Annotated in this window: 11 protein-coding genes; 5 read left to right on the top strand and 6 right to left on the bottom strand. The window is 61.6% G+C overall.

What is annotated here, in order from left to right; translation table 11 throughout:
• The 3 genes from RG2_RS29365 to RG2_RS29355 form a co-directional block, all read right to left on the bottom strand.
• Positions 1–1,328: AMP-binding protein (locus RG2_RS29365; RefSeq protein WP_072782793.1), on the bottom strand; the 1,328-nt coding region annotated here is incomplete at its 3' end.
• 67 nt (positions 1,329–1,395) lie between these two features.
• Positions 1,396–2,175, bottom strand: a complete 780-nt coding sequence (locus tag RG2_RS29360) for an SDR family NAD(P)-dependent oxidoreductase (protein WP_033236369.1) — start codon at positions 2,173–2,175, stop codon at positions 1,396–1,398.
• Entirely contained in the window at positions 2,175–3,887 is a 1,713-nt protein-coding gene (locus tag RG2_RS29355; RefSeq protein ID WP_033236368.1) for a thiamine pyrophosphate-binding protein, read from the bottom strand. Before RG2_RS29355 ends, RG2_RS29360 begins: the two co-directional genes overlap by 1 nt.
• Positions 3,888–3,989: 102 nt before the next feature.
• Here RG2_RS29355 and RG2_RS29350 point away from each other — a divergent pair, with 102 nt between their 5' ends.
• The 4 genes from RG2_RS29350 (at position 3,990) to RG2_RS29335 (ending at position 8,584) form a co-directional block, all read left to right on the top strand.
• The gene (locus RG2_RS29350) at positions 3,990–4,925 is read left to right on the top strand and encodes an IclR family transcriptional regulator (RefSeq protein WP_033236367.1); all 936 of its coding nucleotides are present in this window, start codon (positions 3,990–3,992) and stop codon (positions 4,923–4,925) included.
• A 66-nt stretch (positions 4,926–4,991) separates the two neighbouring features.
• The gene (locus tag RG2_RS29345) at positions 4,992–6,398 is read left to right on the top strand and encodes a 4-hydroxyphenylacetate 3-hydroxylase N-terminal domain-containing protein (protein WP_033236366.1); all 1,407 of its coding nucleotides are present in this window, start codon (positions 4,992–4,994) and stop codon (positions 6,396–6,398) included.
• A 35-nt stretch (positions 6,399–6,433) separates the two neighbouring features.
• Positions 6,434–7,417: an NAD(P)H-dependent flavin oxidoreductase gene (locus tag RG2_RS29340; protein ID WP_033236365.1), complete on the top strand. Its 984-nt coding sequence runs from the start codon at positions 6,434–6,436 to the stop codon at positions 7,415–7,417.
• A gap of 15 nt (positions 7,418–7,432) precedes the next feature.
• Positions 7,433–8,584 carry an acyl-CoA dehydrogenase family protein gene (locus tag RG2_RS29335; protein WP_033236364.1) on the top strand — a complete coding sequence of 384 codons (1,152 nt, stop codon included), beginning with the start codon at positions 7,433–7,435 and terminating at the stop codon, positions 8,582–8,584.
• A gap of 63 nt (positions 8,585–8,647) precedes the next feature.
• On the opposite strand, the gene RG2_RS29330 is transcribed toward RG2_RS29335, so the two are convergent.
• The 3 genes from RG2_RS29330 to RG2_RS29320 form a co-directional block, all read right to left on the bottom strand.
• Positions 8,648–8,899 carry a WhiB family transcriptional regulator gene (locus tag RG2_RS29330; RefSeq protein WP_033236363.1) on the bottom strand — a complete coding sequence of 84 codons (252 nt, stop codon included), beginning with the start codon at positions 8,897–8,899 and terminating at the stop codon, positions 8,648–8,650.
• 25 nt (positions 8,900–8,924) lie between these two features.
• Positions 8,925–9,464: an HNH endonuclease gene (locus RG2_RS29325; RefSeq protein ID WP_033236362.1), complete on the bottom strand. Its 540-nt coding sequence runs from the start codon at positions 9,462–9,464 to the stop codon at positions 8,925–8,927.
• Between the two features lie 364 nt (positions 9,465–9,828).
• Positions 9,829–10,608 carry an enoyl-CoA hydratase gene (locus RG2_RS29320; RefSeq protein ID WP_033236361.1) on the bottom strand — a complete coding sequence of 260 codons (780 nt, stop codon included), beginning with the start codon at positions 10,606–10,608 and terminating at the stop codon, positions 9,829–9,831.
• 129 nt (positions 10,609–10,737) lie between these two features.
• Between RG2_RS29320 and RG2_RS29315 the strand changes: the two genes are divergently transcribed.
• A complete protein-coding gene (locus RG2_RS29315; RefSeq protein ID WP_033236360.1) occupies positions 10,738–11,544 on the top strand; it encodes an enoyl-CoA hydratase/isomerase family protein in 807 nt (268 codons plus the stop codon).
• Positions 11,545–11,569 lie beyond the last annotated feature (25 nt).

Below are 11,569 nucleotides of genomic sequence, written 5' to 3'. Positions count from 1 at the left end.
TGTGAAACGCCGGGATATTCGGCGATCACCGATTCGACCTCGACGGGGTACACGTTCTCGCCACCGGAGATGATCATGTCCTTGATCCGATCGGTGATGTAGACGTATCCATCGTCGTCGATCCGTCCGACATCGCCGGTGTGAAACCAACCGTCTGCATCGATCGCAGCCGCCGTCTCAGTCGGACGTTCGTAGTAGCCCTGCGTAGTCTGCTCGGATCTGATGCAGATCTCCCCCGACTCTCCAAGTGCTACCGACTCTCCAAGCATTCCTTCGGATGTTCCCGCGCCCACAACCTTCAACTCCACCCAGGGGTACGGCTTGCCCACCGACCGCAACAGCGAGGCTCTCTCTCCGTCAACCGAATGGTCGGCCGCATCGAGTTGTGTTACAGCTCCGTGTGTTTCGGTCAAACCGTAGACCTGAAACAGCGGGGTGTCGAATGTGTCGAGAGCTCGCCTCAACACTGCCGGTGTGATCGGAGAGGACCCGTAGGCGATAGATCTGAGCGCTGCAAAATCTCGGTCTCGCGCGCCCGGTACTTCGACCATCATCCCGATCACCGAAGGCACCAGGAATGTATTCGTGATGCTCATGGTCTCCAACACGTCCAGCAGGTCAGGCGGCGTGAACTCCGACAGAATCACGTTGTGCGCGCCGTTCGCGAGACCGACGAGGACCCAACCCAATCCACCGATGTGAAACAGCGGCATCGCACACAAGCTGACGGATGATTCGTCGAATCCCCACGGGCCACCGGTCTGTGTGCACGCCCCGAGGTTCCGGTTCGACGTGAGAACACCTTTGGGCTTTGCCGTCGTACCGGACGTATAGAGTTGCAGAACAACGTCATCCGAGCCTCCACGCCAACCGGGATCCACCGCGCTCGCACCAGCCAATCGAGCTTCGTAGTCCAATGGGCCGGTGCCGTCGATCTGAACCCACCGCTGCATCGGCGCTCCGGATTCCCGGACTGCGGAGACCACCCCGTCGAATTCACTGTGAAAGAACAACACTTGCGCTTCCGAATCGGCGAGCACCTCGGCGGCCTCCACACCGGACAATCGCCAATTCACCGGGATGGTCACTGCCCCGATCTTCGCCGCGGCCAGCACTGCCTCGACCACCTGCGTGGAACTTCTGTCCACGACCGCCACCCGAGAGCCCGGACCACAACCGAGCGCGATCAGAACATTCGCAAGCCTGTTTGTTCGAATGTCCAACTCCGCGAAAGTGATCGAACCATCACGGCCAGTCAGAGCAAGGGCGTCGGGGCGAGCAAGAGCATGACGACGACTCTCGTCGGCGAGGCGGTACTCCGTAATCATGTGAGTAGATCTTTCTCAGTTCGAAGGAGCGGATTCATGTGCGGCAGGGCAGCCGCGAAGCTTGCCGCTACGACAGGGCCCCGAGGTGTTTCATGACATCGGGGTACCGACGCAAATGCGCACCGCCATTGACGTCGAGAACCTCCCCCGTTGTCCACGACGACGCGTCGGAGGCCAGGTAGAGCACAGCTTCCGCAACATCGCGCGGCGACCCGTTACGTCCGAGCGGGGTGTTCTCCGTGAAATCTGCCTGGATGACCGGGACAGATGTCAGCCCCTCGACAAGGGGTGTCTCGACCAGACCGGGTGAGACGGCGTTAACCCTGATTCCGCGCTCACCGAGCTCGAGCGCTGCAACCTCGGTGAGCATGGCGAGACCTGCTTTGGCGGAGCAGTATCCCGCAAACCCTGCGGCAGCCTGGCGTGCGTTCAGAGAGGTGATCGAGACGATCGCTCCCCCGGCCTCCATCGCTCGGGCAGCATGTTTGATGACGAAGAACCCACCGGTCAGGCAGATATCCACCGTGCGCCTCCACGTATCGGCGTCCAACTCGGTGATGAATCCGGGCAGATTCAAGCCGGCGCAGTTGACCGCAATGTCCACCCGACCGAGCCTCGCCCGAGTTTCTTCGAAGACCGTGCGAACCGATTCCTCGTCGACAACATCGACGCACACGGCTTCGGCTCCCCTGCCGAGTTCGACGGCGCGGGACCGTCCACCTTCGACATCGATGTCTCCGATCACGACAGTTGCACCTTCTGACGCCAGCAATTGTGCTGTTGCCCAACCGATGCCGGATGCTCCGCCGATGACGACCGCCACTTTCCCCGCAACACGTGTCGACATCAGCGAGGAATGTTCTCGTAGTAGGGGACCACGATTTCGTCCGTGCTGGTGACGTCGCCGAGCATCATTGTCGTAATGGGGTGGACGACGTGTGGATCCACCTCGACGTTGATGCATGCGGGCACCCCAGCGTCGAATGCACGCTTCATCGCGTCGGCGATAGATGCAACATCCTTCACTCGCTCGCCGTACCCGCCGAAGGCCTCGGCAACCTTGTCATATGCGCTGTCCGCGAGCTCTGAGACGACGATACCTTCATCCCCGTACACAGCTTCCTGACCATGGATCGACATCCCCCACACTGCGTTGTTGAATACCACTGTCACAACGGGTATTCCGTGACGGGCCATGGTGTCGAATTCCTGGATGTGGAATCCTGCAGCACCGTCGCCGGTGATCAGCACGACGGGCGATTCCGGGCGCGCACGATGTGCGCCGATGGCAAATCCCGGCCCGACTCCCAGACAACCGAGATATCCGAGGCGCAGAACGCCACCCACTTGTTCTGTCGTCGTGAAGAATTCACCCCATGACGGCGCCTCGGCACCGTCCATGACAAAGGTCGTGCCGGGAGGGCAAGCCTCTACGATCGCGCGCGCCGCAAAGTACGGATGCGCCTTGCCGGTCTGCGTCTGCTCATCCGTGAATCCATGACGATGTGCGTGCTTCGCACTGGTGGCGGCCTCGACCCAGGTCCTCCAGTCGGGCCATTGACGTTGATCAGCAGCAGTTTTCAACGCAACGAGTGCCTCGCGGCAGTCGGCGAGGATCGGAACCTCGACATCCTGCATACGTCCGATTTCGGACGCGTCGACGTCGATCTGTATCAATCGCGCGCCAGGGAACAAGCTGGTGCGCCCGCCGGTGAACATTCCGGCCCGGGCTCCGACTATCAGCACTACGTCGGGAGTGGGCTGTCCGAGCGCAGGCAAAGACCCGATCGCCAACAGTCCACCGCCGGCGAGACGATGACTTGCGGGTATCGCTCCATCCGACTTTCCCGGGTAGAACACGGGTACATCCACTGCTTCCGCGAATGCCACCAGAGCCTCGCCGGCGCGGGAGAACGTGACACCACCGCCGATGACTATCGCAGGATTGTTCGCTTCGCCAAGAACATCGAGTGCGGCTTCGACGGCCGAGGCAGTTGGACCGGGCCGGGCGTCGACTGTGTAGTTCGCGGGGAATCTCACGGCGTTTTCGTCGGCCTCGCCGAACATCACGTCGATCGGAACTTCGAGCAGCACCGGACCCGGAATTCCGGTCGTAGCCTTACGAATAGCCAGTGCAACGATTTCGGGCACGCGTGCGGGGTCGGTTATGCGATAGGCCCACTTGGTCACCGGTGTGGCCGCTGCTATCTGATCGAACCCACCTTGCAGCGGATTTGTCTCGGTCTCGCGCATCGGCGGAGCGCCCACAACGAAGATGGTCGGGGTGCGATCGAGGAGCGCATTTGTCAGCGCGGTGTAGACGTTGGTAAAGCCAGGACCGGACGTGACGACACAAACGCCGTACGTCCCGGTCACCCGCGCGTAGGCGTCGGCGGCATGTCCGGCAGTGGCTTCGTGACGGGTGTCGGTGAGGCGAATGCCGTTTCGCCGACAGGCAACGAGGAAAGCATCCAAATGCCCTCCGTGCAGGGTGAATACCTCGGTAGTTCCAGCTTCGGCCAGGGCTCTGGCAAGTAGTTCGCCACCATTGACAGTCATGTGTTGTCCTTCCGGAAATCATGGCGCTTGATTAACGATCGCTAAGTATCTGAACAGTAGCGTGGGTCACAGTGCGGCGCCAGAGTGGCATTATGCGAACACATGGCACGTAACTCACCGCAGACCGATCGCATCGTCATGCTCACCGAACTGTTGGCATCCGATCCCAAAACTGGGCGAAGCCTCGCCGACATTGCTCGGCACCTAGGGGTCGCAAAGGCAACCTGCTATCCCATGGTCGTCGCGCTGGCGGAGTCGGGCTGGCTCGTCCGCCATCCCGTTCGCAAGACGTACCAACTCGGCCCCGCCCTGGTCCCGATCGGTCAGGCCGCCTCTCACGCAACCGATGTCGTCGATCTCGCCCGAACCGTCATGCACGAATTGGCCGACACGTCAGAACTGGCATGCCTGGGATTCATCCGGTCAGGCGCCGATCTGGTTGTCGCAGAAGTTGTTCAACCGATCTCCGGACGCAGCGGAACGCTCGGACTACGCGTCGGCGACAAGGTGTTGATGGCACCACCATTAGGCGCCGCACTGGCAGCTTGGTACGGGCAGGATCAACTCGACGAGTGGCTTCAACTCGGTACAAAAGCCCTGAGCACGGAGACCGACTTTTTACAGGCAGAGTACGAACCGATCCTCGACACTGTCCGGGAGCGCGGATTTGCCGTGGAATGCCTTTGGCAACAGGACCGTTCGATCTCCGATGCGGTCGCAGAGTTGCGCACACCGGGGGTTGGCGGACAGCGGGCCGCGCTCGCACTGAGAGAGGCACGTCGACTGCTGTCCGCGGACGTTGCCGTGGGAACAATCGACCCGAACGCGCACTACCAACTGCTGTCCGTGAACGCGACCGCTTTCGATCAAGACACATCACCCGCACTGATTCTCTGCCTGGTCGACGCACCGTCATCCGTAACCGGGGAACGCATTACCGAACTCGGCGTACTTGTGCGCGAAGCCGCCGAACGGGTCACCACGCTGATGCATGGCCGTTCACCCAACCCATTGACATCTGAAGACCGTGCAACATAGCTTATATAGCGATCGCTAAGCTATGTTCAGAGCAATAACCGCGACCGAAGAGCAAGGAAGTATCCCGTGGGCATACGGTCCAGTGACCAGTACCGAAAAGGCCTCAACGACGACCGTCGGGTCTTCTACCGAGGGAAGAAGATATCCGACGTCTACGCGGAGCCTGAACTGACTCTTGCAGTGGATCATTCGGCACTGTGCTACGACATCGCCGACGACCGACCCGACCTCGCGATCACCGAAGTGGATGGCGAACCAGTCAGCGCGTTCTACGTCGCACCGAACTCCGCCGAAGACCTCGTGCGCCGCGGAGCACTCATCGAAGAAGTATCACGACGCGGCGGCGGAACCATCGTCCTCAAAGAGGTCGGCAGCGACGCATTGTTTGCACTCCTACGCGCCACCACCGGCGAAGGGCTCGACAACGCCCGCGCCTTCTACCAGCGGGTGTGCGAAGGCGACCTGTCCCTGGCCGTCGCCCAAACCGACGTCAAAGGCGACCGCTCACTCGCGCCGCGTCAACAGGCCGACCCCGACCTCTACCTGCACATCGTCGACGAAGACGCCGACTCCATCACCGTGCGCGGCGCCAAATGCCACACCTCGTTCTCTGCGAACGCCGACGAGCTCATCGTGCTGCCCACCCGCGCCATGGGACCCGACGACGCCGACTACGCGGTCTCCTTCGCCATCCCGATCGACACGCCGGGCCTCGAACTGTACGTCTCCCCGTACGCTGCCGGGGAACGCAACTCGTTCGAGTTCCCGATCTCCACGAAGCACAAGCTGCTCGAATCGCTCACCGTCTTCAACGACGTACGCGTACCGAAGAATCGGGTCTTCCTCAACCGCCAACCCGAACTCGCCGGACCGCTCGCACTGGCTTTCGTCGACTACCACCGCTTCACCGCCATCAACTACAAACTGCCCCTGCTCGACATCATGGTCGGCGCGGCATCGCTGATCGCCGAAGCCAACGGCATCAGCAAAGCCGGCCACGTCAAAGGCAAGATCACGGAACTGATCACCTGGAGCGAAACCGTCCGTGGGCTGGCGCAACTGGCCGCCGTCCGGTCCAAGCCGGGTGCGCACGGCGTTCAGCAGCCCGATCCGCTCGCCGTCAACATGGCCAAATACCACTTCGCCCACGGATTTCACAACGCGGTCGCAATACTCACCGACCTCTCGGGCGGCCTGCTCGCCACCGGTCCCGGAGGCGAAGACTGGGACAACCCCGACATTCGCGCAGTACTCGAAAAGTATTACGCTGCAGCAGTTCCTGCCGAAAAGCGTTTGAGGCTACTCAACTTCATCGCCGACCTCACCGCCCGCGACTACGGCGGATACCAATCCGTACTCGCAACCCACGCAGAAGGCTCACTAGAAGCCGAGAAACTGCAGATCGCACGCTCCTTCGATTCCACGAAGGCACGAAACTACGTCAGCGACCTGGCCGGAATCAGCCACCTCTGACCGACTTCCACTCCGACGCAACAGCAAGGACCCTCATGATCTCAACAGCATTCACGGAAACGTTCGGTGTTCGCCATCCCATCGTGCAGGGCGGTATGCAGTGGGTAGGGCGAGCGGAACTCGTTGCTGCCGTGGCCAATGCCGGCGCACTCGGATTCATCACCGCATTGACACAACCGACACCCGCGGACCTGGCCAACGAAATCGCCCGCTGCCGCGACCTCACCGACCAGCCGTTCGGCGTCAACCTCACGATCCTGCCGTCCATCACACCGCCGCCATATGACGAGTACCGCCAGGTGATCGTCGATTCGGGCGTGAAGATCGTCGAGACCGCCGGCTCCAACCCCGGACCGCACCTGCCGATGTTCCACGACGCCGGAATCAAGGTGCTCCACAAGTGCACCACCGTGCGCCACGCGGTGAAGGCTCAGGACCTCGGTGTCGACGGCATCAGCATCGACGGCTTCGAATGCGCCGGTCACCCCGGCGAAGACGACGTAGCCGGGTTGGTTCTGATCCCCGCAGCGGCAGAGAAGATTTCGATTCCGATGATCGCCTCCGGCGGATTTGCCGACGCCCGCGGACTCGTCGCCGCCCTTGCTCTCGGCGCCGACGGCATCAACATGGGCACACGCTTCATGTGCACCGTCGAATCGCCGATTCATCAGAACATCAAAGAAGCCATCGTCGCCGCCGACGAGACCCAGACCGAACTCATCTTCCGGCCACTGCGCAACACCGCTCGCGTCGCCAGCAACACGGTCAGCCGCGAGGTGGTCGACATCCTCTCACGTGGAGGACAATTCGAAGACGTCCGCGAACTGGTCGCCGGCGCCCGCGGACGCACCGTCTACGAGAAGGGCGATCCCGACGCCGGCATCTGGACCGTCGGAACCTCGCAGGGACTGATCCACGACATCCCTACCGTCGACGACATGGTGCAGCGCATGGTCTCCGAAGCCGAGGACATCATCGGAGCGCGTCTGCGCTCGATGACCGAACGCGTTTCCGTCTAGGACAGGAGGGGAAGTATGCGTCGCACACTCTTCACCGAAGATCACGAAGCCTATCGAGATTCCGTCCGCGAGTTCATCGCCCGTGAGGTGAGCCCACACTACGACAACTGGGAAGAAAACCGTCTCGTGGACCGATCGGCATGGCTTGCCGCCGGTAAGATGGGCATCGTCGGCTTGGCCGTACCCGAACAGTACGGCGGGTCAGGAGAACTCGACTACCGCTACCGTTACATCGTTGCCGAAGAGATCGCCCGTAGCGCCACCACTTCGTTCGGCGCCGGGCTCGGACTCCAGGACGATATCGTCATCCCGTACATCGCCGATCTCGGTACCGACGAGCAGAAACAACGCTGGCTTCCGGGAATGGCTGCCGGAGAGATCATCTGCGCCATTGCGATGACCGAACCGGGAACCGGTAGCGATCTGCAGGGCATCAAGACCACTGCCGTTCGTGACGGGGACGACTGGATCTTGAACGGCCAGAAGACATTCATCACGAGCGGTATCCATGCCGACATCGTGATCGTCGCTGCCCGTACCGATCCCAGCGCAGGATCGCGCGGCTTCAGCCTCCTGGTCGTCGAACGTGGGATGGAAGGGTTCACCCGCGGTCGCAAGCTCTACAAAGTGGGTCTTGCAGGCCAGGACACAGCCGAATTGTCATTCGAGAACGTCCGTGTTCCGGCAAGCAACCTACTCGGTACAGAGGGCGGCGGACTCATCCATTTGATGGAACGACTTCCCCGCGAGCGACTCTCGATTGCCGTCAGCGCAATCTGCGTGGCACGTGCAGCCTACGAATGGACCAAGGCCTATGCCTTCGACCGCCGTGCCTTCGGAAAGCCCATCGGCGACTTCCAGAACACACGATTTGCGCTCGCCGAGATGCTCACCGAAATCGACGTGACACAGGCGTACGTCGACAATGCAGTCCTGGCGATCAACGACGGGGAACTCTCCGCCGTCGAAGCGGCGCAGGCAAAATGGTGGGCAAGTGAACTACAAAAGCGTGTCGTGGACCGATGCGTCCAATTGCACGGCGGGTACGGCTACATGATGGAATACCCGATTGGGCGAGCTTACGTCGACAGTCGAATTCAAACGATCTACGGTGGGACCACCGAGATCATGAAGGAGATCATCGGTCGGGACATCGCCAAGAACTGACAGGCGTTGAGACGATCGAAACCGTCGGACCCACACCACCACTGGTATGGGTCCGACGTGCACTCAGCGGACAATCTTGCCCTGCCGGTACTCACAGCCGCCCCAGACCCCGGTCTGCGCAGTATCGGCCGCGTAGGCGCCGCACGCGATGGTGATGGGGCACCGGGCGCAGGTCTCGGCCGCGTAGTCGAACGCCTCACTCGGGTGGGGGAACCACCGGTCTGGGTGCCGATCACCTCGGCAGGCGGCGACGGCCCAGTCTCCGACCTCCTCCGAGACAGGCAGCAGGTCAGCCAAGGTCATCATCGTCGTCATGAGATGTGCCTCCTTCCAAGGCAATTCAGAGATGAGGAGTCAATTCACGCCAGATCGTGTGTTGGCGTTTGCGGTCGGTGCGAGGCGTTCGAGGTACCCAGAGGAGCGGCATGCCTGACTCTTCCGGGGTCTGATCGGACTTGGCGTTATTGCAGGTCAGGCAGCACGCTACGAGGTTCGACCAGCTGTTGTTTCCGCCTCGGCTACGTGGGTACACGTGGTCGACCGTCGTCGCCCCCGCCGCGCCGCAATACGCGCACCGATAGTGGTCTCGCGCCAGAACGCCGGCGAAACTCGCGCGGGTGTCGTCGTCGATCGTCGGACGTGGCGGGGTGTGCACGTACTCGAACAGCTGGATCGTCCGCGGCAGCGGGATTGCCACATGCTGGGAGCGCACGACGAAGCGCGGAGAGTGCTCGACCAGAGTGAGTGCAAGATCCTCGACGAGCAGCACGATCGCGCGAGCGGCTGGTACGAGGTCGAAGTCCTCGTAGGTGGCGTTGAGGACTCGCACGTGCGCGTTCATCCAGGTGCGGGTGGTGATGGCGATGGGTGGGCGAGGCATGACAATCGACAACCTTGTTCTCTCACAGAGGGAGTGGTGGTTCTCGAGGTGTGATCGTCCGGGGTGGCCGAGGTCGGCCGTGAGGTCACCCGTTGGGTGAGCTGGTATCGGGACGCACACGCCCCGAGTGGTGGGGCTTCAGCACATGCGGAATCCGGCGGCCGTGCCGGAGTTTTCGGCCAGCCGGTCCAGGAAACGAATCATCGACTGCGACTTGCGGTACGAGTACAAGCTGGCGTGCATTCGAGCGTCCTTCCTGATCGTGTGCGTCGGCTGTGAGTCACCCAGTGTGCCACGTCAAAGCTGAGATGTATTGCAAATATTCACGGACGGCAACCCGTCGCTCAGTTCACCCGGCCTACTGCTACCCACCGAACACCGCCGCCCGCTTGCCTTGGAACGCCGCAACACCTTCCGCAAAATCAGCACCGGCGAGTAGTGAGATCTGTCCGGCACGCTCACGCTCGAAGGCAGAGTCCAGTTCGGTCAGGGTGGCGTCGTTGATCGCGTCCTTGGTCTGCTGGAATGCCTTGCCCGGCCCGCTACCCAGGCGACGAATCAGCTCCGCAAGCTCGTCGTCGAATGCGTCGTCCGGGCAGACCTGCGAGATCAGTCCACTGTCGAAAGCGTCTCGTGCCGAAAGTTTTTCCGCTAAGAGTGCCATTCGCATGGCCCGAGCCCGGCCGATCGACGCCGCAACAAGAGCTGTTGCACCGCCGTCAGGCATCAAGCCCACCTTGGTGAAGGCGAGCAGGAGGTAACTGGACTCCGCAGCTAGGGTGAGATCACACGCCAATGCCAGTGAAACACCCACTCCTGCAGCGGGACCTCGCACCGCTGCGATCACGGGGGTGGGGAACGACCTGATGGCACGCGCCAGGTCGTTGGCGGCATCGATGGTGTCCGCGGAGGGCGGACCCGACAACACTGCATCGGCCAGGTCCGCCCCGGTGCAGAATGCTCTGCCTGCTCCCTCGAGTACCGCTACCCGTACGTCGCCGCGACGCGCGTGATCGTCGAAGATCGTAGAGAGATTCTGCAACGCTTCGGTGTTCACCGCATTCATTCGATGCGGGCGGTTGATCACAACACGAAGTACGCCGTTGTCATGGGTCGAGTAGACGTCTGGTCGTGTTGCAGTCATGTCGGGTCCTTGTCGTTCAGGCAGTCGTCCGGTCGGGGCAGGAAGCGGCGACGGAAGGGTCTTGCCGAAGTAAGCGATTCACTGATATTCATACCTTAGCGAGCGATAAGTAACAAGGAGAAACAGACTATGTCCGACCTACTCGAAATCAGTACACCGACGCCGGGCATTGCCCTGCTCACTCTCAATCGACCCGAACGACTCAACGCGCTCGACGTCCATCTGGTCGCGGCACTAACTGCAGCGCTGGACGACATCGCGTCGGATAGAACATGTCGTGTCGTGGTCATCACCGGTGCGGGACGAGCGTTCTGCGCTGGGCTCGACCTCAAGGGCTACGGCGACTCCGAGCGAGACGAGGCAGAAGGCAGAACCCTTGCGGCGTTCGGACGACAGCAGGACATTGCACATCTGACCGAGCGAATCAATTCACTCCCCCAGCCTGTGATCGCCGCGGTGAACGGGCCGGCGGCGGGTGGCGGACTAGCACTCGTCTGCGCCAGTGACATCCGGATATCCGCACCCGAGGCAGTATTTGCGGTCTCGTTCATCACCGCCGGATACTCGGCGTGCGATATCGGCGTCTCGTGGTTGTTGCCACGCATCGTCGGGGCCGGCAATGCACACGAACTGATGCTGACCGGGCGTCGATTCGACGCCGCGCATGCGCGATCCATCGGGCTCGTTTCCCAAGTTGTCGACTCGGAAAACCTTCTCACCGAGGCACTTCGAATCGCCGGTGAGATCCTGAACAATCCGCCGGTCTCGGTCGAGATGACAAAGAAGGGCATGTGGTTGGCACTGGAAACCCCGACCCTGCATGCGGCGATCGAGTTCGAGAACCGCCAGCAGGTCATTACCGCTCTCACCGAGGACGCTGCAGAAGCTACTGCGGCATTTCTCGATAAGCGGGCTCCGACCTACCGGCGGCGTTGACGATCTGGGGGGAACCTGCCTTCAG

This window comes from Rhodococcus globerulus NBRC 14531 (genome assembly GCF_001894805.1).
Lineage (GTDB): Bacteria > Actinomycetota > Actinomycetes > Mycobacteriales > Mycobacteriaceae > Rhodococcus_F > Rhodococcus_F globerula.
Note: the sequence above shows the minus strand (reverse complement) of the source record. Positions and strands in the feature narration are given on the sequence as shown.

Bases quoted from the DNA above. Each gene is read 5' to 3' on its own strand.
- RG2_RS29360 (WP_033236369.1), bottom strand. From the start codon at position 2,175: ATGTCGACACGTGTTGCGGGGAAAGTGGCGGTCGTCATCGGCGGAGCA.
- RG2_RS29355 (WP_033236368.1), bottom strand. From the start codon at position 3,887: ATGACTGTCAATGGTGGCGAACTACTTGCCAGAGCCCTGGCCGAAGCT.
- RG2_RS29350 (WP_033236367.1), top strand. From the start codon at position 3,990: ATGGCACGTAACTCACCGCAGACCGATCGCATCGTCATGCTCACCGAA.
- RG2_RS29340 (WP_033236365.1), top strand. From the start codon at position 6,434: ATGATCTCAACAGCATTCACGGAAACGTTCGGTGTTCGCCATCCCATC.
- RG2_RS29335 (WP_033236364.1), top strand. From the start codon at position 7,433: ATGCGTCGCACACTCTTCACCGAAGATCACGAAGCCTATCGAGATTCC.
- RG2_RS29330 (WP_033236363.1), bottom strand. From the start codon at position 8,899: ATGACGACGATGATGACCTTGGCTGACCTGCTGCCTGTCTCGGAGGAG.
- RG2_RS29325 (WP_033236362.1), bottom strand. From the start codon at position 9,464: ATGCCTCGCCCACCCATCGCCATCACCACCCGCACCTGGATGAACGCG.
- RG2_RS29320 (WP_033236361.1), bottom strand. From the start codon at position 10,608: ATGACTGCAACACGACCAGACGTCTACTCGACCCATGACAACGGCGTA.
- RG2_RS29315 (WP_033236360.1), top strand. From the start codon at position 10,738: ATGTCCGACCTACTCGAAATCAGTACACCGACGCCGGGCATTGCCCTG.